The organism is Escherichia marmotae (assembly GCF_002900365.1).
GTDB lineage: Bacteria > Pseudomonadota > Gammaproteobacteria > Enterobacterales > Enterobacteriaceae > Escherichia > Escherichia marmotae.
Genome location: NZ_CP025979.1, coordinates 2,826,697 through 2,851,540, shown reverse-complemented (window position 1 = coordinate 2,851,540; position 24,844 = coordinate 2,826,697). Strand labels below are relative to the sequence as shown.

The window sequence follows — 24,844 nt, the reverse complement described above, 5'->3', positions numbered from 1 at the left end:
AACTCTCCTTTCGAATCTGGATACCAACATGGACAACGTTGAACTTTCACCCGTAACACGCTGGGGAATGGTTGCTACCGGATTACTCCAGGGGCTGGTTTGCTACTTGCTGATAACCTGGCTTGCCGGAAAAAATAACAGTTGGATTGTCTATGGCGTGCCTGCGACCCTGGCGTTTTCATCTGTTTTACTCTTCACCGTGGTGTCCTTCAAACAGAAGCGACTTTGGGGATGGTTGGCGATAGTGTTGATTGCCACTCTCGGGATGAGCGGCTGGCTGAAGTGGCAAATTGATGGCATGAGTCCCTGGAGAGCGGAAAAGGCGCTTTGGGATTTTGGTTGTTATCTGCTGTTGATGGGAGTGATGTTGCTGCCGTGGATACAACAGAGCCTGCGTGTGCACAATGACATTACCCGCTATAGCTATTTTTACCAGTCGGTATGGCATAACGTACTTGTATTATTAGTGATTTTTATCACCAATGGCCTGACGTGGCTGGTGCTTTTACTGTGGAGTGAGTTATTTAAACTTGTTGGCATCACGTTTTTCAAAACGCTCTTTTTTTCAACCGACTGGTTTATTTATCTTACGCTGGGGCTGGTTACTGCGCTGGCGGTGATCCTGGCGCGGACACAGTCACGTTTAATTGACTCAATTCAAAAGTTGTTCACGTTAATTGCCACGGGTTTACTGCCGTTGGTGTCATTGCTGACGCTGCTGTTTATTATCACCCTGCCGTTTGCGGGCCTGAATGCGATTTCTCGCCATATCTCTGCCGCTGGGTTGCTTTTGACGCTGGCCTTTTTGCAACTGCTTTTAATGGCCGTTGTCCGCGATCCGCAAAAAGCATCAATTCCCTGGGCTGGCCCGTTGCGTTACCTGATTAAAACCGCTCTGCTGGTTACGCCGCTGTATGTGCTGATCGCCGCCTGGGCGTTATGGTTGCGGGTTGCTCAGTACGGCTGGACTGCCGAACGCTTGCATGGTGCGCTGGCTGTGGTGGTGTTACTGGTTTGGTCGCTGGGATATTTTGTCAGTATTGTCTGGCGTAAAGGGCAAAATCCCCTTGTTCTTCAGGGTAAAGTTAATCTTGCGGTTTCGTTGCTGGTGCTGGTGATACTGGTATTGCTTAATTCTCCAGTGCTGGACAGTATGCGCATTAGCGTGAACAGTCATATGGCGCGTTATCAGAGCGGCAAAAACACGCCAGACCAGGTGAGTATCTACATGCTCGAACAGAGCGGTCGCTATGGACGTGCGGCGCTCGAGTCGCTGGAAAGCGATGTCGAGTATATGAAAGACCCGAAACGCAGACGGAGTCTGCTTATGGCGTTTGATGGAGTCCAGCGTCTTCAGCAGCGGATATCGGAAAAAGCATTAGCCGATAATGTATTAATTGCCCCAGGTTCTGGCAAACCGGATGCGACATTCTGGTCGGCAGTGATGAAAAATCTCTATAACGCGATGATATGTATTGAAAAAGACGCCTGTGTACTGGTTGAGCAAGATCTGAATAGTGATGGCAGGGCAGAGTGGATTCTTTTCGCTTTTAATAGTGAAAGATATATTGTTTATGGCTTTGATCCTGACAAGAAAGAATGGCAAGAGCTTACGATGAGTTTACTTCCGCGCGAAATAACGAAAGAAAAATTACTCACTGCTGCGAAGGAGGGAAAACTGGGGACGAAGCCTAAAGCGTGGCGCGATCTTACGGTGGATGGTGAAACGCTGGATTTGAATCTGAATGAGTGACAATGCGCATCTGATTTTTGCCGGATTCGGTGCGAACGCCTTATCTGACCTACAATAACTTGCGATTTATACCGTAGGCCTGATAAGCGCAGCGCATCAGGCTATTAAGACAAAAAATCCGGCAGAGTTGTCTCTGCCGGATTTACTAATTAATGAACCTGCGGGTCTGCCGGAGATGCGTTGTTGCGGATCCCGGCAATATCCATCGCATTGAACACATAGTGGTTACCACAGTAATCACAATGCATGTCAATTTCGCCTTCTTCCGCCAGGATGCTATCTACTTCTTCATCCGGCAGCGTTTTCAGCGCGTCGGCGCAACGTTCACGCGAGCAGGTGCATTTGAACTCAACATCCTGCGGATCGTAAACCGTCACTTCTTCTTCGTGATACAAACGCCACAAAACCTCGTTTGCCGGTAAGGTCAGCAGTTCTTCGGTTTTGATGGTTTCGGTCAATGTCGCCAGGTGATTGAAGTCATCCTGCTGGGCATTTTGCGCAGGCATCACCTGCAACAGCATGCCGCCAGCGGCAGGCTTACCATCTACTTCGCCGGTGCGAATAAACAGGCGCGTCGGCAACTGTTCAGAACGCATAAAGTAATCTTCCAGGCAAGCTGCCAGGGTATCACCTTCCAGACCAACGACGCCCTGATAGCGTTCGCCTTCGCTCGGCGTAATGGTAATTACCACATAACCGTTACCGACCAGCGTTTTCAGATCGGCATTTTCTGGAATTTCGCCCTGCACGCGTGCGACGCCGCGCATCTGCTGTTTGTTGTTTCCGTTGATGACCGCCAGATTCATCGGGCCGTCGCCTTGTAGTTGCACGGTGATATCACCATCAAACTTCAGTGTAGCGGTCAGCAGGCTGGTTGCGACCAGCAGTTCTGCCAGCACGTTTTTCACCGGCTGCGGATAATCGTGATTCTCAAGGATCTGTTGCAGGGTTTCCGAAACGGTTACCAGTTCGCCGCGCACGGCAAAGTTTTCAAACAGATAGCGATGTAATTGGTCATGTTGCGGCATAATCATCTCTCTTGCAGGTGACAGTTATTCACTGTCGCCGTGTTTAAATCGTAACAGGTCGCGGCGCTCTTTTTTGTCCGGGCGTCGGTCCGGGTGCGGCATGGTTAAGGCATTAAGTTTACGTGCCAGCGCCATTTTTTCGCGTTTCTCTACACTTTCCGCAGTCTCTTCATACAGCAAGACCGCCTCGCTGGCGGGGCGACGCTGCTCAGTAATCGCCTTCACAATTACTGTTCGCTCGTCATTTCCCTGGCGCAGTGTGAGCGTGGCATTCAGTTCGACGACTTTACTCGGCTTGCTGCGCTGCCCGTTGTAATGCACCTTACCGCCTTCAATCATTTCGCGGGCCAGCGCGCGGGTTTTATAAAAACGGGCGGCCCATAGCCATTTATCCAGTCGAACCTCAACAGCAGGTTTTTCTTTCATGGCGTCTCCTTCACATTAGCGAGGGGATCAGGCGGCGGTAGTCATTCAGTGACGGATGGCGCTCATACTGTTTTTCAGCAATCCCTGAGTCGGGATTAGTAACGCCGAGGCAGTAACGAATACCAAATTGCGCGGCAGCGTCGAGAATCGCTTCGCTGTCATCAATAAACAGCGTTCTTTCAGCTTTCAGACCCGTAGCTTCGGCCACCGCATGCCATAACCGCTGATCCTCTTTCGGATAACCAAATGTGTGGGTGGAAAGTAATAAATCAAGGTGTGCGTCCAGACCGGTATGCTCGAGTTTTACCGCCAGATTGTGCGGATGGGCGTTAGTGAGCAAAATTCGCCGCTTGCCGCTGGCTTTCAGAGCTTCAAGAAACGGAATGGTATCTTCACGCAGCACGGCGCGTGGCCCCATTTCGGTGGTCATCGCGCAAATATCCAGGCCCAGTTGCTCACTCCAGTAATCAAGACAGTACCAGTTTAGCGTATGCTGCACGTCGTGATATTGCTGGCGCATATATTCCATCGCTTCTTGTGGCGTGACACCGTTCTGCGCGCCCCAGGTTTCGGGCACCAGCTTTTGCCAGAAATAGTTATCGAAAGCGAGGTCGAGCAGTGTGCCGTCCATATCCAGCAGAACGGTGTCTACGTCCTGCCAGGCAATGTTGATATGCATGGGGGAATCTCCAGAGTGAAGCAATTTGCGCGACAGGGTAGCATAACCAGCCGCGCAAACGTGTTATTCGATGAGGCTTTCTGAAGATGTCAGCAGTTTCGAATTCAGGCAGTTTTCGTAGTATTCCTGAATTTTTAGCATACGGGTACGGTGACGCTGGCATCGCCGCCAGGCCTGCACGCCATTATAGATGGCGCTGCCCAGCATCGTTAGCAACAGCAATGTCGTGCCCAGATAGCGCCACAGTCCGGAGCGATCCGGGATGGGGTGCAGGCCGATATGCTGCGTGCCGTTGGCGTCGGTGAAAATTTTGGTGACGATCCCCTCGGCGTTAAAAGGCGTATGCATCAACATTTGTGCCAGCTTCTGGAAGGCGTTCCACTGCTCTTGTGGCGGATAATCATAAAGCGAAACCGCAGGCCACGGTTGATCGACTAAATCACTGCCTTCGTCGCTGACAATCAGGAATCCTCCCGGTGCCGGGCTATTCAGTGATTGCGCCGCTCGCGCCGTTTCATGAGTGATGAATGGTGCTGTAGAGGTTTCCACCAGGTTATCGAGTGATTCTGCACTCACCGGGCGGAGTAACACATTGACACCGTCGAGTTTTCCGGCGTTGGCGCGTTTTACCAGTGCGTCCCAGTCCTTACTGTTGCCGAGATTTACCAGCGCATTTTTCAACCGTACACAATCATCTTTGGCAGCACAGAGATCAGCCGTCTTCAGCACAATGTCGCCAAAGTCATCAAGCAGTACCATGCCGGATTTCTGAATTGCTGAACGCAATGAGGCGCTGACGCGAGATTCATCATCCGGTTTCGGGTGCAACTGGCGGTTTACTGCCTCGGTCAGTGCCGTGGCCTTGTTGACCAGTTCAGACTCTGGTAATGGCAATGAACGGGCGTCATTCCAGATGATCTGCGAGCAGTCAAATGGCAAAAACGGTGAATTAGTTTTCGCGCTCCAGGTTCCGGAAGTGCGGATATTACACATCCCTGTACCGCTAAGACGTAAGGTATCGCCTACACGTACTCCGGCATCTGCCAGTTGTTTAACGCTGGTGGCCTCAATGGTCTGCGCGCCTTTCATCCAGGAGAGGGTGAATTTCAGCGGCATATCCAGCGGGATCCAGAACAGCAGCATAAACAGCACCAGCAGCGATCCGGCAGCGATAACCGTACTGCGTAGCCAGTGTTGCAGCGGGAAGTTTTTCACTTCGTCATGCAGCGAAAGATAGCGTCCCTGGCGTACCACATGCCGATCAAGGTAGATATCGATATCCGTTTGCTGCCCCAGATCCTGGGCAATATAAGGCTGCCAGTGCGCGGGATAGACCAGGTCGATAATACCGAGCGAGATATTGTTGATTTGTTCCTGATCGTTTTCGCCAAATAATCCCCAACGACGCGGCGTACCACGCAGACAGTGGATCTCCCGCAGGGATGATTTTGCCGGCGGTGCAAATAGCCCCCACAGGCCTGCTCCCAGCAGCAGTAATGCGCCACCAGCCAGCCACGGAACAAAGACATCCGGGGTAATCAGGCAGAAAAAGAACATCAGGAAGGAGGCGACAATCAGTAACGCTTCACGCAGCCCACGCGGGCGACTAAGCGCATACTCTTCGTGCGTTTCTTTGCGAATATTGAGTAATTCAATTTGTTCGCTTTCTTCTCCGCGAATCGACGCCTGCGTTGACGGGACTGGCTGTAACGCATAGCCGCGAGTTTCCTGCATGTACTCTTGCAGCGTATGACCGTTGAGTGAAATAACCAGCGGCAGCGAATCGGTATGGATCAGTTCAACGGTATTTTCATCGTTGATGTACTGCTCCCAGAACGGGGGCAGGTGGACTTCCACCGAATCGAGATAGTAACGCCATTTGTTTGGATCGTCGGTAGAAATGCCATAACGCGTGATGGCGTGTGTCAACATCATGACGTTGTTGCTTTCGGCGTTCAGGGTCAGAGAAACAGGAGCCGTGCTGGCACCCGTTGGGCCGGGAACCTGCAAAACCTGCGTCAGACTGTCGAGATAATTTTCAACGGCGCTACGTTCTTCAGAAGTGAGTTTGCGCGTTTGCGCATCAGCGAAGGCGTTAGCCCAGGACAGTGGTCGTCGCCTGGAGCGTACTTTTATCAGCCATCCTGCAAGTAGTGAGCAGGCCAGCAAAGCAGCTAAAAAAATCACAATGGTGCTCATGCTTTCCCCATCTTACTTAATTTGTCAGGTGTGGTTAGTCGCATCCTGGACACAATATAGGATTCTGCGGTTGGCTATCGGCAAGCGTGGAGTTGAACTTGAGCATCATTAAGCGCATCCCAGTAACCGCTGATCATAGCAAACCCTCTGAGGGCGGAATATCAGCAAATTCCTGGACTTATTTCAACCTATTGACTTTTTATTTGATTTGAGAATGATTATTTATTAGGTTACGTAAATGTAAATAACATGCAATTCACATTGCCGAAAGCGTGTCCGATATCGCACAATAACTGCTGATTTCACAGCATAGATTCTACGATGAGCAAATCATTACAAAAACCCACCATTCTGAATGTTGAAACTGTAGCCCGTTCCCGATTGTTTACCGTCGAAAGCGTGGATCTGGAGTTCAGCAACGGCGTGCGGCGTGTTTATGAACGAATGCGTCCAACCAACCGGGAAGCCGTGATGATTGTGCCGATTGTGGACGATCACCTGATTTTGATCCGCGAATACGCAGTGGGAACTGAATCCTACGAGTTAGGATTTTCGAAAGGGTTAATTGACCCCGGTGAAAGTGTCTATGAAGCCGCTAACCGCGAGCTAAAAGAAGAAGTGGGATTTGGTGCGAACGATCTGACTTTCTTGAAGAAGCTCAGCATGGCACCGTCTTACTTTTCCAGCAAAATGAATATCGTAGTGGCGCAGGATCTCTACCCTGAATCGCTGGAAGGCGATGAGCCAGAGCCGCTGCCGCAAGTGCGCTGGCCGCTGGCGCATATGATGGATTTGCTCGAAGACCCTGATTTCAACGAAGCGCGCAATGTCAGTGCGCTGTTCCTGGTACGTGAGTGGTTGAAGGGGCAGGGACGGTTGTAAATACGTGAGGCTTGCCTGATGCGCTACGTTTATCAGGCCTACGCGGTTCCTGCAATATATTGAGTGTTCACGATTTTGTAGACCAGATAAGGCACTTGTGCCGCATCCGGCAAAAAAAAGCCCGACAACATTAACGTTGCCGGGCGTCGTTTTTAGAACAATTCCTGTGCCTCACCATTATCGATAATGGTCGTTCCCACCTCGCGCACCGCCTGCTGTGTAGGCTGCGTACCTTCGATGAAATACTCTTCGCGGCTGTTGCCACCATTAGCCAGTTGCCCGGTGCTGCGATCGATATTCACCGTCACAATGCCTGGTGGCGGTGTCAACGGTTGTTCCGGCACGCCTTCCAGCACGGCTTTCATATAAGCATCCCATGCTGGCTGCGCGCTCTTCGCTCCACCTTCATAACCCGAGATCTGATCTTTAATCGCGCCGGAAGCCGTGGTGTGGCCGAGATTGCGGCGGTGATCGTCAAAGCCAATCCATACCGAGGTCACAACGCCTGGACCGTAACCCGAAAACCACGCATCTTTCGAGCTGTTGGTTGTCCCGGTTTTCCCGCCAATATCATGACGTTGTAAATCACGGCCTGCGCGCCAGCCGGTGCCCTGCCAACCTGGTTCACCAAAGATATTGGTGTTCAGGGCGCTCTTAATCAGGAATGCCAGCGGTGTGCTGATGACGTGCGGTGCGTACTCTGGCGCGCCAGTCTTCGCCACTAATGTCTGATTAGCCTGCTCCAGTTGCGGCATTGGAACGGAAACATTCTGCTGCGAGCGAGAGGTAGCAACATCTTCAACGTCGCTATTTTCCAGCACGTTCGATTTTTGCGTATCACCGTAAATCACCGGAATATCACATTCCGGGCAGGCTACTTTCGGTTTAGCTTCGAAAATCACGCCACCCTGGTCGTTTTCAATTTTGCTGATAAACCAGGGGTCAACCAGGAAGCCACCATTAGCCATCACTGCGTACCCACGCGCCACCTGTAGCGGCGTGAAGGAAGCAGAACCCAGCGCCAGCGATTCAGTGTGGACAATGTTTTGTGCCGGGAAGCCGAAGCGTTGCAAATACTCTGCGGCATAGTCCACGCCCATCGCACGCATCGCTCGTACCATTACCACGTTTTTCGACTGGCCCAGCCCCTGGCGTAAACGGATTGGACCGGCATACTGCGGTGGTGAGTTTTTCGGCTGCCAGTCTGAACCCGCGCCTGCATCCCAGCGGGAAATCGGCACATCGTTCAACATACTTGCCAGCGTCAGACCTTTATCCATCGCTGCGGTGTAGAGGAAAGGCTTGATATTCGAACCAACCTGACGCAGCGCTTGGGTGGCGCGGTTAAATTTGCTCTGGTTGAAGTCAAAGCCACCGACCAGCGCCATAACCGCGCCGTTTTGTGGATTGATAGATACCAGCGCAGAGTTCACTTCCGGCACCTGTGCCAGCCACCAGGCATCGCCCATCTGGCGAACCCAGATTTGCTGACCTGTTTGCACAACATCGCTCACTTTACGCGGCGTCGGTCCCTGCTGAGTATCTGAACGATAAGGCCGCGCCCAGCGCACTCCTTCCATTCGCAGCGTTACAGATGTTCCGTCCGCCAGCATTGCTGTCGCTTCCTGCGGGTTGGCGCGGGTGACCGCGGCAGGCAGCAGCGGACCATAGGTCGGCAGCGCCTTCAGCGTATCGGTAATCTTTTTGTCATCCCACGCTGACTCACCTGCTTTCCACAGCACATTGGCTGGGCCGCGATAGCCATGACGCATGTCGTAGTCCAGAACGTTATTACGTACTGCTTGCTGTGCGGCCTGCTGCACTTTGTGGGTAATGGTAGTGTAAATGCGATAACCGTCTTCATAAGCGCTTTCGCCGTAACGGTTATACATCTCCTGGCGTACCATTTCGGTGAGATACGGCGCTGAGAAGGCGATCTCCGGTGCGTGATAGTTGGCGTTAACCGGCTCAGTGCGTGTCTGAGCGTACTGCTGTTGAGTGATATACCCTTCGTCCAACATTCGCGACAGCACGACGTTCCGTCGCGCAACGGCACGATCCATAGAGTAGAGCGGGTTGAAGGTGGAGGGGGCTTTCGGTAGCCCGGCAATCACCGCCATTTCGTTCAGCGTCAATTGATCGACCGTTTTACCGAAATAGACTTGTGCCGCAGCACCGACACCATAGGCGCGGTAACCGAGGTAAATCTTGTTCAGATAAAGCTCGAGGATTTCGTCTTTCGTCAGCAACTGTTCAATACGAATCGCAAGGAAGACTTCCTTAATTTTACGCATCAACGTGCGTTCTGGACTCAGGAAGAAGTTTCTCGCCAGTTGTTGGGTGATGGTGCTCGCCCCTTGTGATGCGTGGCCGGAGAACAGCGCCACGCTTGCCGCACGGAAGATCCCCACCGGGTCAACACCGTGATGCTCGTAGAAGCGGCTGTCTTCCGTCGCAATAAAGGCTTTCACCATTTCCGGCGGGATTTGATCCAACGTAACCGGAATACGACGTTTTTCACCGTATTGAGCAATTAGCTCGCCATCGGCACTGTAAATCTGCATCGGAATTTGCAGGCGTACATCTTTTAATGTCGCCACATCCGGCAGTTGTGGCTCGATGTAGCGGTAGAGGCCATAAATCGAGCCTGCTCCCAGCAGAATGCAACAGACTGCAAGGATCAATAAATACTTTACGAACTTCACTGGAAATTTCCCATTTAGTTTCATTTGGGCAGTTTATAAACAAACGCGCGGTAGTATAAAGGCAAGCCAGACGCATTGATATACCCGTCAGAGTGACGGGGGATAAGGAGATCATCACAATGGCATTTAAGATCTGGCAAATTGGTTTGCATTTACAACAGCAAGAAGCGGTGGCGGTTGCTATCGTGCGTGGCGCTAAAGAATGCTTTTTACAACGCTGGTGGCGCTTGCCGCTGGCAACAGACATTATCAAAGATGGGCGCATTATTGACGCGGAACGGCTGGCCAAAACGTTGTTACCGTGGAGTCGTGAACTGCCGCGCCGTCATCACATTATGTTGGCATTTCCTGCCAGCCGCACGTTACAGAGGGCAATACCGCGTCCGGCGATGTCCCTCGGTGAACGGGAGCAAACGGCCTGGCTGACAGGTACGATGGCCCGCGAGCTGGATATGGAACCGGACTCCCTGCGCTTTGATTACAGCGAAGATTCGCTAAGCCCTGCTTATAACGTGACCGCTGCGCAAAGCAAAGAGCTGGCGACGCTGCTTACCCTGGCAGAAAGATTGCGTGTTCACGTTAGTGCGATTACCCCAGACGCCTGCGCTTTGCAGCGATTCCTGCCTTTTTTACCCTCTCATCAGCGGTGCCTGGCCTGGCGTGATAACGAACAGTGGCTATGGGCGACGCGTTATAGCTGGGGGCGCAAACTGGCGGTAGGGATGACAAGCGCGAATGAGCTGGCGGCGGCGTTAGCTGTTGACCCCGAAAGTGTCGCGATATGTGGTGAAGGTGGATTTGACCCCTGGGACGCGGTTTCTGTTCGTCAGCCGCCGCTACCGCCGCCTGGTGGAGACTTCGCTATTGCGCTGGGTCTGGCGCTTGGGGAGACGCGCTGATGAATCCGCCAATCAATTTTTTGCCCTGGCGACAGCAACGCCGGACAACCTTTTTTCGCTTCTGGTTGCTGATGTTCGTTGCTCCTTTGCTGTTGGCTGTTGTGATAACGCAAATGCTGCGTCTGACAAGCAACGCCGAAGCTCGCGTAGATGCTGTTTTACTTCAGGCAGAACAGCAACTTGCCCGTGGCTTACAGGTTACTAAGCCGCGTTTGCTGGAGCGCCAACAATTTCGTGAACAGCGTTTGCAACGTCAGCGCCAGCGACAATTTACCCGCGACTGGCAATCTGCACTGGAGTCACTGGCGACGCTTTTACCGGAGCACGCCTGGCTGACCACGATAAGCTGGCAGCAGGGAACGCTGGAGGTAAAGGGACTTACGGCGAACATTACCGCGTTAAATACGCTGGAAACGTCACTTCGTCAGGATGCTACTTTTCAGCTCAACCAGCGTGGGGCCACGCAGCAGGATGCACAAGGACGCTGGCAATTTGAGTATCGGTTAACAAGGAAAGTTAGCGATGAACACGTTCTTTGACTGGTGGTATGCCACATCACCCCGTATCCGCCTGTTTGGGTGGACACTCTGGTTGCTGGTGTTATTCACGCTCCTCTTTCTTTCATTGGCACGCCAGGAAGAGAGCGATGCATTAACCCGACTGCGAGCAACGAATCACCAGCAATCCGTCGCACTGTATCGCCTGGTAGATACCACTCTCATCAGCGAAGAAAAGACATTGCCATTTTCGCCGCTGGATTTTCAGTTGCCCGGCGCGCAACTGGTTTACTGGCACCCGTCCGCCCAGGGAGGCGAGTTGGCGTTGAAAACGCTTTGGGAAGCGGTGCCGTCTGCATTTACACGCCTGGCAGAACGCAATGTCAGCGTGAGCCGTTTTTCGTTAAGCGTGGAAGGTGATGAACTTTTGTTCACGCTACAACTGGAGACGCCACATGAGGGGTAAACGCTGGTTGTTGGCGGGTATTGCATTATGCCTTTTAACGGGGATGCGTGACCCTTTTAAACCGCCGGAGGATATATGCCGGATTAGCGAACTCAGCCAGTGGCGTTATCAGGGAATAATAGGGCGAGGCGATCGCGTTATTGGCGTAATAAAAGATGGCCAAAAGAAATGGCGACGGGTACAGCAAAACGATGTGCTGGAGAATGGCTGGACGATTTTTCAACTGACGCCAGAAACATTAACGCTGAGAACCGGAAAAAACTGCGAACCGCCACAGTGGTTGTGGCAACGGCAAGGAGATAAAAATGAAGCAATGGATAGCCGCGCTACTGCTGATAATCATGATACCCATCGTACAGGCGGCAAAGCCGCAAAAAGTCACGCTGATGGTGGATGATGTTCCGGTAGCTCAGGTTTTACAGGCACTGGCTGAACAGGAAAAGTTAAACCTGGTGGTCTCGCCTGACGTCAACGGTACGGTGTCATTACATCTCACTGACGTTCCCTGGAAGCAGGCACTACAAACCGTAGTGAAAAGCGCCGGGCTGATAACGCGCCAGGAAGGCAACATTCTCTCGGTGCATTCTGTTGCCTGGCAGAATGACAATATCGCCCGTCAGGAGGCTGAACAGGCGCGGGCGCAGGCGAATCTTCCGCTGGAAAATCGCAATATTACTCTGCAATACGCAGATGCCGGAGAGCTGGCGAAAGCAGGGGAGAAGTTGCTTAGCGCCAAAGGCAGTATGACCGTCGATAAACGCACCAATCGCCTTTTGCTACGTGATAACAAAGCTGCGTTAACTGCGCTGGAACAGTGGGTTGCGCAAATGGATTTGCCGGTCGGGCAAGTTGAACTGTCGGCGCACATTGTCACTATTAATGAAAAAAGTTTGCGGGAATTGGGGGTGAAATGGACGCTGGCAGATGCGCAACAAGCTGGCGGCGTTGGGCAAGTGACCGCACTTGGAAGCGATCTTTCCGTGGCGACGGCGACGACGCATATCGGGTTTAACATTGGGCGCATCAACGGGCGTTTACTGGATTTGGAGCTTTCCGCACTCGAACAAAAACAGCAACTGGATATTATCGCCAGCCCGCGTCTGCTGGCCTCGCATCTCCAGCCTGCCAGCATTAAACAAGGAAGCGAGATCCCGTATCAGGTTTCCAGCGGTGAAAGCGGCGCGACGTCGGTGGAATTTAAAGAGGCCGTACTGGGAATGGAGGTCACGCCTACAGTGTTACAAAAAGGCCGCATCCGGTTGAAATTACACATCAGCCAGAACGTGCCGGGGCAAGTACTACAACAGGCCGATGGCGAAGTGCTGGCGATTGATAAACAGGAGATCGAAACGCAGGTTGAAGTCAAAAGCGGAGAAACGCTGGCACTGGGCGGCATCTTTACCCGTAAAAATAAATCGGGACAGGATAGCGTACCGCTGCTGGGCGATATCCCCTGGTTCGGGCAATTATTTCGTCATGACGGAAAAGAAGATGAACGACGTGAGTTAGTGGTGTTTATCACGCCACGGTTGGTTTCCAGTGAGTAAATCACCGCAAAAACGGCGATGTTTTTATGCTGAACATGTTTCATCTATTTGACGTGCGCAGGTATTTAGCATACAAGGAGTACCGATTTGAGAGTCGGTGTTCCTTGCTGCCTGCGTTATATGATGGTGATTTATCTTTCACGCGGCATTTTGCTGTCTTTTTTACGCTAATCTTACCCGGTGATTTATCGCCAGAGCGGTGATAGCAAGGCAGTGCACCTGCAACGACCAGATATGCAGAGGGAGGGGCGATTTATTCAGTTGCCAAACCCGCTGGAGTATTGAGATAATTTTCAGTCTGACTCTCGCAATATCTTATGAGGTTTCAGTTCATGTCCTGCGGCGCTCTCTGAGCGAAGCGGGTTTATCATTAACGAATAGTCTTAGTAGTACCGAAAAAATGGCAGAGAAACGCAATATCTTTCTGGTTGGGCCTATGGGTGCCGGAAAAAGCACTATTGGGCGCCAGTTAGCTCAACAACTCAATATGGAATTTTACGATTCCGATCAAGAGATTGAGAAACGAACCGGAGCTGATGTGGGCTGGGTTTTCGATTTAGAAGGCGAAGAAGGCTTCCGCGAACGCGAAGAAAAGGTCATCAATGAGTTGACCGAGAAGCAGGGTATTGTGCTGGCTACTGGCGGCGGCTCTGTGAAATCCCGCGAAACGCGTAACCGTCTTTCCGCACGTGGTGTTGTCGTTTATCTTGAAACGACCATCGAAAAGCAACTTGCGCGCACGCAGCGTGATAAAAAACGCCCGTTGCTGCACGTTGAAACGCCGCCGCGTGAAGTTCTGGAAGCGTTGGCTAATGAACGCAATCCGCTGTATGAAGAGATTGCCGACGTGACCATTCGTACTGATGATCAAAGCGCCAAAGTGGTCGCAAACCAGATTATTCACATGCTGGAAAGCAACTAATTCTGGCTTTATATACACTCGTCTGCGGGTACAGTAATTAAGGTGGATGTCGCGTTATGGAGAGGATAGTCGTTACTCTCGGGGAACGTAGTTACCCAATTACCATCGCATCTGGTTTGTTTAACGAACCAGCTTCATTCTTACCGCTGAAATCGGGCGAGCAGGTGATGTTGGTCACCAACGAAACCCTGGCTCCCTTGTATCTCGATAAGGTTCGCGGCGTACTTGAACAGGCGGGTGTTAACGTTGATAGCGTTATCCTTCCTGACGGCGAGCAGTATAAAAGCCTGGCAGTGCTCGACACTGTTTTTACGGCGTTGTTGCAAAAGCCGCACGGTCGCGATACGACGCTGGTAGCGCTTGGCGGCGGTGTAGTGGGCGATCTTACCGGTTTTGCAGCGGCGAGCTATCAGCGCGGTGTTCGCTTCATTCAAGTCCCGACGACACTGCTGTCGCAGGTGGACTCTTCCGTCGGCGGCAAAACCGCAGTCAACCATCCCCTCGGTAAAAATATGATTGGCGCTTTTTATCAGCCAGCATCCGTGGTGGTGGATCTCGACTGTCTGAAAACGCTTCCCCCGCGAGAGTTAGCTTCGGGGCTGGCGGAAGTCATCAAATACGGCATTATTCTTGACGGTGAGTTTTTCAACTGGCTGGAAGATAATCTGGATGCATTGCTCGGTCTGGATGGTTCGGCAATGGCGTACTGTATTCGTCGTTGTTGCGAGCTGAAAGCAGAAGTTGTTGCTGCCGACGAGCGCGAATCCGGCTTACGTGCTTTACTGAATCTGGGACATACCTTTGGTCATGCCATTGAAGCTGAAATGGGCTATGGCAATTGGTTACACGGCGAAGCGGTTGCTGCAGGTATGGTGATGGCGGCGCGGACGTCGGAACGTCTTGGGCAGTTCAGTTCTGCCGAAACGCAGCGTATTATTACTCTGCTCACGCGGGCTGGGTTACCGGTTAATGGGCCGCGCGAAATGTCCGCGCAGGCATATTTACCGCATATGCTGCGTGACAAGAAAGTCCTTGCGGGAGAAATGCGCTTAATTCTTCCGTTGGCAATTGGTAAGAGCGAAGTTCGCGGCGGCGTATCGCACGAGCTTGTTCTTAATGCTATTGCCGATTGTCAATCAGCGTAACAACAAGAAAGGTCAGGCCGCTTATTAAGTGGTCTATTAGCTTCAGGTTAATTGCAACGTGGTAAGCATTAACCTTTTAGTGGGGTGTTAAATGGATGAATTCAAACCAGAAGACGAGCTGAAATCCGATCCCAGCGATCGTCGTACTGGTCGTTCTCGTCAATCTTCTGAGCGTTCAGAACGTACTGAACGTGGCGAACCGCAGATCAATTTTGATGATATTGAACTTGATGACACTGACGATCGCCGTCCGACTCGTGCGCAAAAAGAGCGCAATGAGGAACCGGAAATCGAAGAAGAAATTGATGATTCGGAAGATGAAGCTGTGGATGAAGAGCGCGTAGAGCGTCGTCCGCGTAAGCGTAAAAAAGCAGCCAGCAAACCGGCTTCTCGTCAGTATATGATGATGGGCGTCGGCATTCTGGTTCTGTTGTTGTTGATCATCGGTATCGGTTTTGCGCTAAAAGCCCCCTCGACCTCTTCCAGCGATCAAACTGCGTCTGGTGAGAAGAGTATTGATCTTTCTGGTAATGCGGTCGATCAGGCGAATGGTGTGCAGCCAGCGCCGGGAACCACGTCTGCGCAAAATACCCAGCAGGATGTTTCTCTGCCACCGATCTCTTCTACGCCGACCCAGGGGCAATCCCCGGCGGCAATGGATGGGCAGCAACGTGTTGAAGTGCAGGGCGATCTGAATAACGCGCTGACACAACCACAAAATCAGCAGCAGTTGAATAATGTGGCGGTCAACTCCACGCTGCCGACCGAACCTGCGACTGTAGCCCCAGTTCGCAATGGCAATGCATCGCGTGATACGGCGAAAACGCAAACTGCTGAACGTCCGACCACCACGCGTCCGGCACGTCAGCAGACGGTGATTGAACCGAAGAAACCGCAAGCAACTGTGAAAACGGAACCGAAGCCAGTAGCACAACAGCCGAAGCATACTGAACCGGCTGCGCCAGTGGTGAGCACCAGGGCACCTGCTGCGACTTCTACGCCAGTAGCAACGCCTGCGCCAAAAGCGACCGCCAGCACGGAGCCTGCACAAACGGCATCTCCGGCGCAAACCACGGCAACACCAGCCGCTGGGGCGAAGATCACAGGCAATGTCGGCTCGTTGAAATCGGCACCGTCCAGCCATTACACTCTGCAGCTAAGCAGTTCTTCTAACTACGACAACCTGAACGGTTGGGCGAAGAAAGAGAATCTGAAAAACTACGTTGTCTATGAAACGACGCGTAACGGTCAGCCGTGGTATGTCCTGGTTTCTGGCGTGTACGCTTCGAAAGAAGAAGCGAAAAAAGCGGTATCTACATTGCCAGCCGATGTTCAGGCCAAAAACCCGTGGGCGAAACCGCTGCGTCAGGTACAGGCCGATTTGAAGTAATCAAGGCTATTTCCCGCAATGGTTTACCGTTGCGGGAACTGCCTGAAGCGCTGGATGCTGTCGGAGCTTTCTCCACAGCCGGAGAAGGTGTAATTAGTTAGTCAGCATGAAGAAAAATCGCGCTTTTTTGAAGTGGGCAGGGGGCAAATATCCCCTGCTTGATGATATTAAACGACATTTGCCTAAGGGCGAATGTTTGGTTGAGCCTTTTGTGGGTGCCGGGTCGGTGTTTCTCAACACCGACTTTTCTCGTTATGTCCTTGCTGATATCAATAGCGACCTGATCAGTCTCTACAACATTGTGAAGACGCGTACCGATGAGTACGTACAGGCTGCTCACGAGCTGTTTGTTCCTGAGACAAATTGCGCTGAGGTCTACTATCAGTTCCGCGAAGAGTTCAACAAAAGTCAGGATCCCTTCCGCCGGGCGGTACTGTTTTTATATCTGAATCGCTACGGGTACAACGGTCTGTGCCGTTACAATCTGCGCGGTGAATTTAATGTGCCATTCGGCCGTTACAAAAAACCCTATTTCCCGGAAGCAGAGTTGTATCACTTTGCCGAAAAAGCGCAGAATGCCTTTTTCTATTGTGAGTCTTACGCCGACAGCATGGCGCGCGCGGATGATGCATCCGTCGTTTATTGCGATCCGCCTTATGCACCACTTTCTGCAACCGCCAACTTTACGGCGTATCACACAAATAGTTTTACTCTTGAACAACAAGCGCATCTGGCGGAGATTGCTGAAGGTCTGGTTGATCGCCAGATCCCGGTATTGATTTCCAATCATGATACTGCGCTAACGCGCGAGTGGTATCAGCGCGCAAAATTGCATGTCGTCAAAGTTCGACGCAGTATAAGCAGCAACGGCGGCACACGTAAAAAGGTGGACGAACTGCTGGCTTTGTACAAACCAGGAGTCGTTTCACCCGCGAAAAAATAATTCTCAAGGAGAAGCGGATGAAACAGTATTTGATTGCCCCCTCAATTCTGTCGGCTGATTTTGCCCGCCTGGGTGAAGATACCGCAAAAGCCCTGGCAGCCGGCGCTGATGTCGTGCATTTTGATGTCATGGATAACCACTACGTTCCCAACCTGACGATTGGACCTATGGTGCTGAAATCCTTGCGTAACTACGGCATTACCGCCCCTATTGATGTACATTTGATGGTGAAACCGGTTGATCGCATTGTGCCGGATTTCGCTGCCGCAGGTGCCAGCATCATTACCTTTCATCCTGAAGCCTCAGAGCACGTTGATCGCACGCTGCAACTGATTAAAGAAAATGGCTGTAAAGCGGGTCTGGTGTTCAACCCGGCCACGCCGTTGAGTTATCTGGACTATGTGATGGATAAGCTGGATGTGATCCTGCTGATGTCAGTTAACCCCGGTTTTGGCGGTCAGTCTTTCATTCCGCAAACGTTAGATAAACTACGCGAAGTGCGTCGCCGCATCGACGAGTCTGGTTTCGATATCCGCCTGGAAGTGGATGGCGGAGTGAAGGTTAATAACATTGGCGAAATCGCTGCGGCGGGTGCGGATATGTTCGTCGCTGGTTCGGCCATTTTCGACCAGCCAGACTACAAAAAAGTCATTGATGAAATGCGCAGTGAACTGGCAAAGGTAAGTCATGAATAAGTTTGAAGATATTCGGGGCGTTGCCTTCGATCTCGATGGCACGCTGGTTGACAGTGCTCCCGGTCTTGCTGCCGCGGTAGATATGGCGCTGTACGCGCTGGAGTTACCTGTCGCAGGCGAAGAAAGAGTTATTACCTGGATTGGTAACGGCGCAGATGTTCTGATGGAACGAGCACTGACTTGGGCGCGTCAGGAACGTGCGACCCTGCGTAAAACGATGGGTAAGCCGCCTGTTGATGACGACATCCCATTGCAAGAACAGGTGCGTATTATGCGTAAGCTGTTTGACCGCTACTATGGCGAGGTTGCTGAAGAAGGGACGTTTTTGTTTCCACACGTTGCCGATACGCTCGGTGCGTTGCAGGCCAAAGGCTTGCCGTTAGGTCTGGTCACGAACAAACCGACGCCGTTTGTTGCGCCATTGCTTGAAGCTTTAGATATCGCCAAATACTTTAGCGTGGTCATCGGTGGCGATGACGTACAAAACAAAAAGCCGCATCCGGATCCGCTGTTACTGGTGGCTGAACGTATGGGCATTGCTCCACAACAAATGCTGTTTGTTGGTGACTCTCGTAATGATATTCAGGCGGCAAAAGCGGCCGGTTGTCCTTCTGTTGGCTTAACCTATGGATATAACTACGGCGAGGCTATCGAACTTAGCCAGCCTGATGTAATTTATCAGTCTCTCAATGACCTTCTGCCCGCATTAGGGCTTCCGCAAAGCGAAAATCAGGAATCGAAAAATGACTAAGCCCATCGTTTTTAGTGGCGCACAGCCTTCAGGTGAATTGACCATTGGTAACTACATGGGTGCTCTGCGTCAGTGGGTAAACATGCAGGATGACTACCATTGCATTTACTGTATCGTTGACCAACACGCTATTACCGTGCGCCAGGATGCACAGAAGCTGCGTAAAGCGACGCTGGATACGTTGGCACTGTATCTGGCTTGTGGCATCGATCCTGAGAAAAGCACCATCTTTGTTCAGTCCCACGTACCGGAACACGCACAGTTAGGTTGGGCGCTGAACTGCTATACCTATTTCGGTGAGCTGAGCCGCATGACTCAGTTCAAAGATAAATCTGCACGTTACGCTGAGAATATCAACGCTGGTCTGTTTGACTATCCGGTGCTGATGGCAGCAGATATCCTGCTGTATCAAACCAACCTGGTGCCGGTCGGTGAGGATCAGAAACAGCACCTGGAACTGAGCCGTGATATCGCCCAGCGTTTCAACGCGCTGTATGGCGATATCTTTAAAGTGCCAGAGCCGTATATTCCGAAATCTGGCGCGCGCGTAATGTCTTTGCTGGAGCCGACCAAAAAGATGTCCAAGTCTGACGATAACCGCAATAACGTTATCGGCCTGCTGGAAGATCCGAAATCGGTAGTGAAGAAAATCAAGCGTGCGGTCACTGATTCCGACGAGCCGCCAGTAGTTCGCTACGACGTGCAGAACAAAGCGGGGGTTTCTAACCTGCTGGATATCCTTTCTGCAGTGACTGGCCAGAGCATCCCGGAGCTGGAAAAACAGTTCGAAGGCAAAATGTATGGTCATCTGAAAGGCGAAGTGGCAGAAGCGGTTTCCGGAATGTTGACTGAATTGCAGGAGCGTTATCACCGTTTCCGCAATGACGAAGCCTTCCTGCAACAGGTGATGAAAGACGGCGCAGAAAAAGCCAGCGCACACGCTTCCCGCACGCTGAAAGCGGTTTACGAAGCAATTGGTTTTGTAGCGAAGCCGTAATTCAACATTGTTGGCAAAGTGCGCTTTGTTTATGCCAGATGCGACGTGAACGCCTTATCTGGCCTACAAAATGTTGTAAATTCAACATGTTGAAGGAAAGCGTAGCGCATCATGCAGTTTTGCTTTTATCATCACTCTGAAACCGGGGAAACCCGGTTTTTTTGTCCCTTTTTCGCAGTAATCCGGAAAAATGTGAAGCATCTCGCCGTTTCCATCTCTCGTGGTTGCCACTTATCTTCATTTTAATGAATATATAAATATTCACTTTATTGAAAATTTACTATGCGCCGAACGTTTATCAAAAAAGAAGGTGTCGTCATCACGACGCTGGCCCGTTATTTGTTGGGTGAAAAATGCGGTAATCGCCTGAAAACGATTGATGAGCTGGCAACTGAATGCCGCTCGTCCGTTGGCCTGACGCAGGCCGCGCTAAAAACGCTGGAATCAAGCGGCGCGATACGCATTGAACGTCGCGGGCGTAATGGCAGTTTCCTGGCGGAGATGGATAACAAAGCGCTGTTGAGCCATGTCGATATCAACAATGTAGTCTGTGCGATGCCTCTGCCTTATACCCGTCTGTACGAAGGGTTGGCTAGCGGGTTAAAAGCCCAGTTTGATGGCATTCCTTTTTACTATGCGCATATGCGCGGCGCGGATATTCGCGTGGAGTGTTTGCTTAACGGTGTGTATGACATGGCAGTGGTTTCCCGGCTGGCGGCAGAAAGTTATCTCACACAAAAAGGTTTATGCCTCGCACTGGAGTTGGGGCCGCACACCTACGTTGGTGAGCACCAGTTGATTTGTCGCAAAGGTGAATCCGGTAATGTGCAGCGTGTTGGGCTGGATAGTCGCTCGGCGGATCAGAAAATCATGACCGATGTCTTTTTTGGTGATCGCAGTGTGGAGCGCGTCGATCTCTCCTATCACGAGAGTTTGCAGCGCATTGTCAAAGGTGATGTCGATGCGGTGATCTGGAATGTGGTGGCAGAAAGCGAACTGGCCATGCTTGGATTAGAAGCGACGCCGCTCACAGACGATCCGCGATTTTTGCAGGCCACCGAAGCCGTGATCCTGACGCGAGCTGATGATTACCCAATGCAACAATTACTGCGTGCGGTTGTTGATAAACACGCCCTGCTTGCCCATCAACAGCGGGTGGTCAGCGGGGAACAGGAACCCAGTTATTAAATAAAAGGCATCTAAAATGGAAACCAGACTCAACCTGCTTTGCGATGCAGGGGTCATAGATAAGGACATCTGTAAAGGCATGATGCAGGTTGTCAAGATTCTGGAAACAGAATGTCATCTGCCCATACGTAGCGAGCAGGGAACGATGGCGATGACGCATATGGCGAGTGCGCTGATGCGCAGCCGTCGCGGTGAACAGATACTGCCGCTGGATGACGAATTACTGACGGAACTGGCGCAATCCAGCCACTGGCCAGCGATCATGCAGTTGCATCGGGTGTTATTGCAGGGATTCGCGTTGGAAGTTAACCCGTGTGAAGAAGGATATCTGCTGGCCAACCTTTATGGATTATGGATGGCCGCTAACGAAGACCTTTGAAGCACATGGCAAATCCACGTCGTACATCTTAAATATTCAAAAAAATGAATATTTGAATTAAGGAACAGAAACGAGGCAACAAGATGTTTGTAGAAGCATTGAAACGCCAGAACCCGGCGCTGATTTCTGCCGCATTAAGCCTGTGGCAGCAGGGCAAGATCGCCCCGGACTGTTGGGTGATCGACGTGGATCAGGTACTGGAAAACGGTAAGCGGCTCATTGAGACAGCACGGCTTTACGGTATTGAACTGTATCTGATGACTAAGCAGTTCGGTCGTAACCCGTGGCTGGCGGAAAAGCTGCTGGCGCTGGGCTACAGCGGCATTGTGGCGGTGGACTACAAAGAGGCACGAGTGATGCGTCGCGCCGGTTTGCCGGTGGCGCATCAGGGGCATCTGGTACAAATCCCTTGTCACCAGGTATCTGACACCGTTGAACAGGGAACCGGTGTTATCACTGTGTTTACCCTCGATAAAGCACGGGAAATTTCTGCGGCAGCGGTGAAGGCTGGATGCGTACAGTCTGTGCTGCTCAAAGTTTATAGCGACGATGATTTCCTTTATCCAGGGCAGGAGAGCGGTTTTACCCAAAATACGCTGCATGACATTGTCGCTGAAATCCAAAAACTACCAGGACTACATTTAGCGGGACTTACCCATTTCCCTTGCCTGCTTTGGGATGAAACAAGCGGGAAAGTTTTACCCACGCCGAATCTTCACACGCTGGTACAGGCGCGGGATCAACTGGCTAAATCTGGCACTGCCCTTGAGCAACTAAACGCGCCTTCAGCGACCAGTTGCACTTCGTTGCCGGTGTTAGCGCAATATGGTGTTACCCATGCCGAACCTGGTCATGCGCTGACCGGCACTATTCCGGCAAACCAGCAGGGCGATCAACCCGAACGTATCGCCATGCTTTGGTTAAGTGAAATTTCCCACCACTTCCGTGGCGACAGTTATTGCTATGGCGGTGGTTACTATCGCCGTGGTCATGCACATCACGCTCTTATTTTTACTCCAGAAAATCAAAGCATCACAGAAACACTTCTCAAAACAGTGGATGACAATAGTATCGACTATTACCTGCCGTTGGCTGGTGAGTTTCCGGTAAGTAGCGCGGTGGTGCTCTGTTTTCGTACGCAGATTTTTGTCACCCGTAGCGATGTGGTGTTGGTGTCCGGTATTCAGCGCGGCGCGGCGGAAATTGTTGGTCGCTATGACAGCCTCGGCAACCTTCTGGAGGCGTAAATGGCGCGATTTGTGGTGTTAGTGATCGATAGTTTTGGCGTAGGCGCAATGAAAGATGTTGCGCGGGTACGCCCACAGGATGCCGGGGCGAATACCTGTGGTCACATTCTTAGCCAGTTGCCGCATTTACAGTTGCCGACTCTTGAGAAGCTGGGGCTAATCAATGCATTGGGTTATGCGCCGGGTGATATGCAGCCATCGGATTGCGCAGTCTGGGGCGTAGCAGAACTGCAACATGAAGGTGGCGATACCTTTATGGGGCATCAGGAAATTTTAGGTACGCGCCCCTTGCCGCCGCTGCGGATGCCCTTTCGCGACGTTATTGATCGTGTTGAACGAGCCTTAATGGCTGCGGGCTGGCAGGTCGAACGCCGTGGCGATGCGTTGCAATTTCTGTGGGTAAACCAGGCCGTGGCAGTTGGCGACAATCTCGAAGCGGATTTAGGCCAGGTCTATAACGTTACCGCCAATCTCTCTGCGATACCGTTCGATGAAGTTGTCAAGATTGGTCGTGTGGTGCGTGAGCAGGTACAGGTTGGCAGGGTTATTACTTTTGGCGGCCTGTTGCAGGACAGCCAGCGCATTCTTGATGCCGCAGAAAGCAAGGAAGGGCGTTTTATTGGCATAAATGCACCGCGTTCCGGCGCTTATGACAGCGGTTTCCAGGTTGTACATATGGGCTACGGTGTCGATGAAAAAGTGCAGGTGCCGCAACAACTGCATCAGGTAGGCGTACCTACGGTGCTGGTGGGTAAGGTGGCGGATATCGTCAGCAATCCTCATGGAATGAGCTGGCAAAATTTGGTGGATAGCCAACGGATTATGGATATCACTCTCGACGAATTTAACGCCCATCCGACAGCCTTTATTTGCACCAATATTCAGGAAACCGACCTCGCCGGCCACGCAGAAGACGTCGCACGTTATGCCGAACGTTTGCAGGTCGTTGACCGTAATCTTGCCCGGCTTGTTGAGGCGATGCAGCCGGATGATTGCCTGATCGTCATGGCTGATCACGGTAACGACCCGACTATCGGCCACAGCCACCATACCCGCGAAGTAGTGCCTGTGCTGGTTTATCAGCGTGGATTGGCTGCCACTCGTCTGGGTGTGTATCCCACGCTCTCTGATGTTGGAGCCACGGTATGTGAATTTTTCCGTGCTTCGCCGCCACAAAACGGCAGCTCTTTTTTATCTTCCCTTCGCTTTCAGGGTGACTCTTTATGACCATCGATTCGACCGGCTACACCCTTGCTCATGAGCATCTGCATATTGATCTCTCCGGCTTTAAAAACAACGTGGATTGCCGCCTTGATCAATATGCGTTCATTTGCCAGGAGATGAACGACCTGATGGCGCAGGGCGTTCGTAATGTGATTGAGATGACCAATCGTTACATGGGCCGCAATGCGCAATTTATGCTCGATGTGATGCGTGAGACGGGAATCAACGTGGTGCCTTGTACTGGTTATTACCAGGATGCCTTTTTCCCGGAGCATGTGGCGACCCGCAGCGTGCAGGAGCTGGCGCAAGAGATGGTCGATGAAATTGAACAGGGTATCGATGGCACGGAACTGAAAGCCGGGGTCATCGCGGAGATTGGCTCCAGTGAGGGCAAAATCACGCCGCTGGAAGAGAAAGTTTTCATTGCCGCCGCGTTGGCGCATAACCAGACCGGACGGCCCATTTCCACTCATACATCTTTTAGCACTATGGGGTTGGAACAACTGGCTCTACTGCAATCCCACGGTGTCGATCTTTCGCGGGTCACCCTCGGGCACTGCGATCTTAAAGACAACCTCGACAACATTTTAAAGATGATCGATCTCGGCGCGTATGTGCAGTTCGACACCATTGGCAAGAACAGTTACTACCCGGATGAGAAGCGTATTGCGATGCTTCACGCGCTCCGCGACCGTGGATTGCTTAACCGCGTCATGCTGTCGATGGATATTACTCGTCGTTCCCATTTAAAAGCCAACGGTGGTTATGGCTATGACTTTTTATTTACCACCTTTATTCCGCAGTTGCGCCAGTCAGGATTCAGTCAGGCCGATGTGGATGTGATGTTACGTGAAACTCCCTCTCAATTTTTCCAATAAGGAC

General features: G+C 51.8%; 24 protein-coding genes. 19 read left to right on the top strand and 5 right to left on the bottom strand.

The window, feature by feature from the left end; translation table 11 throughout:
- Positions 1-28: 28 nt before the first annotated feature.
- Complete coding sequence (locus C1192_RS14855; RefSeq protein ID WP_038355347.1) at positions 29-1,753, top strand: DUF4153 domain-containing protein; 1,725 nt, start codon at positions 29-31, stop codon at positions 1,751-1,753.
- 149 nt (positions 1,754-1,902) lie between these two features.
- Here C1192_RS14855 and hslO read toward each other — a convergent pair whose 3' ends face one another.
- The 4 genes from hslO to igaA form a co-directional block, all read right to left on the bottom strand.
- Positions 1,903-2,781, bottom strand: a complete 879-nt coding sequence (hslO, locus tag C1192_RS14850; RefSeq protein ID WP_001517230.1) for an Hsp33 family molecular chaperone HslO — start codon at positions 2,779-2,781, stop codon at positions 1,903-1,905.
- 24 nt (positions 2,782-2,805) lie between these two features.
- On the bottom strand, positions 2,806-3,207 hold the full coding sequence (gene hslR, locus C1192_RS14845) for a ribosome-associated heat shock protein Hsp15 (protein WP_000660493.1): 402 nt from the start codon (positions 3,205-3,207) through the stop codon (positions 2,806-2,808).
- 10 nt (positions 3,208-3,217) lie between these two features.
- The gene (gene yrfG, locus C1192_RS14840; RefSeq protein WP_000547898.1) at positions 3,218-3,886 is read right to left on the bottom strand and encodes a GMP/IMP nucleotidase; all 669 of its coding nucleotides are present in this window, start codon (positions 3,884-3,886) and stop codon (positions 3,218-3,220) included.
- A 63-nt stretch (positions 3,887-3,949) separates the two neighbouring features.
- Entirely contained in the window at positions 3,950-6,085 is a 2,136-nt protein-coding gene (gene igaA / locus C1192_RS14835; RefSeq protein WP_038355348.1) for an intracellular growth attenuator protein IgaA, read from the bottom strand.
- A 321-nt stretch (positions 6,086-6,406) separates the two neighbouring features.
- On the opposite strand from igaA, the gene nudE reads away from it, so the two are divergent.
- Positions 6,407-6,967 (top strand): ADP compounds hydrolase NudE, encoded by a 561-nt coding sequence (gene nudE / locus C1192_RS14830; protein WP_000045743.1) that lies wholly within the window; start codon positions 6,407-6,409, stop codon positions 6,965-6,967.
- 152 nt (positions 6,968-7,119) lie between these two features.
- On the opposite strand, the gene mrcA is transcribed toward nudE, so the two are convergent.
- A complete protein-coding gene (gene mrcA, locus C1192_RS14825; RefSeq protein ID WP_038355349.1) occupies positions 7,120-9,672 on the bottom strand; it encodes a peptidoglycan glycosyltransferase/peptidoglycan DD-transpeptidase MrcA in 2,553 nt (850 codons plus the stop codon).
- A 119-nt stretch (positions 9,673-9,791) separates the two neighbouring features.
- Between mrcA and hofM the strand changes: the two genes are divergently transcribed.
- The 17 genes from hofM to C1192_RS14735 all read left to right on the top strand — a co-directional run bounded on the left by hofM (position 9,792) and on the right by C1192_RS14735 (position 24,840).
- Complete coding sequence (hofM, locus tag C1192_RS14820) at positions 9,792-10,571, top strand: DNA utilization protein HofM (protein ID WP_000874538.1); 780 nt, start codon at positions 9,792-9,794, stop codon at positions 10,569-10,571.
- Positions 10,571-11,110 (top strand): PilN domain-containing protein, encoded by a 540-nt coding sequence (locus C1192_RS14815; RefSeq protein WP_038355350.1) that lies wholly within the window; start codon positions 10,571-10,573, stop codon positions 11,108-11,110. Before hofM ends, C1192_RS14815 begins: the two co-directional genes overlap by 1 nt.
- Positions 11,094-11,534, top strand: a complete 441-nt coding sequence (locus C1192_RS14810; protein WP_001517223.1) for a HofO family protein — start codon at positions 11,094-11,096, stop codon at positions 11,532-11,534. The genes C1192_RS14815 and C1192_RS14810 overlap by 17 nt, the downstream gene beginning before the upstream one ends.
- Positions 11,524-11,931, top strand: a complete 408-nt coding sequence (locus C1192_RS14805) for a DUF2531 family protein (protein WP_038355351.1) — start codon at positions 11,524-11,526, stop codon at positions 11,929-11,931. Before C1192_RS14810 ends, C1192_RS14805 begins: the two co-directional genes overlap by 11 nt.
- Complete coding sequence (gene hofQ / locus C1192_RS14800) at positions 11,840-13,081, top strand: DNA uptake porin HofQ (protein ID WP_071990327.1); 1,242 nt, start codon at positions 11,840-11,842, stop codon at positions 13,079-13,081. Before C1192_RS14805 ends, hofQ begins: the two co-directional genes overlap by 92 nt.
- A gap of 400 nt (positions 13,082-13,481) precedes the next feature.
- Positions 13,482-14,003, top strand: a complete 522-nt coding sequence (gene aroK, locus C1192_RS14795) for a shikimate kinase AroK (RefSeq protein ID WP_000818619.1) — start codon at positions 13,482-13,484, stop codon at positions 14,001-14,003.
- A 56-nt stretch (positions 14,004-14,059) separates the two neighbouring features.
- Entirely contained in the window at positions 14,060-15,148 is a 1,089-nt protein-coding gene (gene aroB, locus C1192_RS14790) for a 3-dehydroquinate synthase (RefSeq protein WP_000439860.1), read from the top strand.
- A gap of 91 nt (positions 15,149-15,239) precedes the next feature.
- Complete coding sequence (gene damX / locus C1192_RS14785; protein ID WP_038355352.1) at positions 15,240-16,538, top strand: cell division protein DamX; 1,299 nt, start codon at positions 15,240-15,242, stop codon at positions 16,536-16,538.
- 106 nt (positions 16,539-16,644) lie between these two features.
- Positions 16,645-17,481 carry an adenine-specific DNA-methyltransferase gene (gene dam, locus C1192_RS14780; protein WP_000742158.1) on the top strand — a complete coding sequence of 279 codons (837 nt, stop codon included), beginning with the start codon at positions 16,645-16,647 and terminating at the stop codon, positions 17,479-17,481.
- A gap of 17 nt (positions 17,482-17,498) precedes the next feature.
- Complete coding sequence (gene rpe / locus C1192_RS14775) at positions 17,499-18,176, top strand: ribulose-phosphate 3-epimerase (protein ID WP_000816280.1); 678 nt, start codon at positions 17,499-17,501, stop codon at positions 18,174-18,176.
- Positions 18,169-18,927, top strand: coding sequence for a phosphoglycolate phosphatase (gph, locus tag C1192_RS14770; protein WP_001517219.1), 759 nt, complete (start codon positions 18,169-18,171; stop codon positions 18,925-18,927). Before rpe ends, gph begins: the two co-directional genes overlap by 8 nt.
- A complete protein-coding gene (gene trpS / locus C1192_RS14765) occupies positions 18,920-19,924 on the top strand; it encodes a tryptophan--tRNA ligase (protein ID WP_000165548.1) in 1,005 nt (334 codons plus the stop codon). Before gph ends, trpS begins: the two co-directional genes overlap by 8 nt.
- Positions 19,925-20,206: 282 nt before the next feature.
- On the top strand, positions 20,207-21,112 hold the full coding sequence (gene yhfZ, locus C1192_RS14755; RefSeq protein ID WP_001254804.1) for a GntR family transcriptional regulator YhfZ: 906 nt from the start codon (positions 20,207-20,209) through the stop codon (positions 21,110-21,112).
- 16 nt (positions 21,113-21,128) lie between these two features.
- Positions 21,129-21,491, top strand: coding sequence for a hypothetical protein (locus C1192_RS14750; RefSeq protein ID WP_000450044.1), 363 nt, complete (start codon positions 21,129-21,131; stop codon positions 21,489-21,491).
- Between the two features lie 83 nt (positions 21,492-21,574).
- Positions 21,575-22,738: a YhfX family PLP-dependent enzyme gene (locus C1192_RS14745; RefSeq protein WP_001517217.1), complete on the top strand. Its 1,164-nt coding sequence runs from the start codon at positions 21,575-21,577 to the stop codon at positions 22,736-22,738.
- Positions 22,739-23,965, top strand: coding sequence for a phosphopentomutase (locus tag C1192_RS14740; RefSeq protein ID WP_001517216.1), 1,227 nt, complete (start codon positions 22,739-22,741; stop codon positions 23,963-23,965).
- The gene (locus C1192_RS14735) at positions 23,962-24,840 is read left to right on the top strand and encodes a phosphotriesterase-related protein (RefSeq protein ID WP_016249275.1); all 879 of its coding nucleotides are present in this window, start codon (positions 23,962-23,964) and stop codon (positions 24,838-24,840) included. Before C1192_RS14740 ends, C1192_RS14735 begins: the two co-directional genes overlap by 4 nt.
- Positions 24,841-24,844 lie beyond the last annotated feature (4 nt).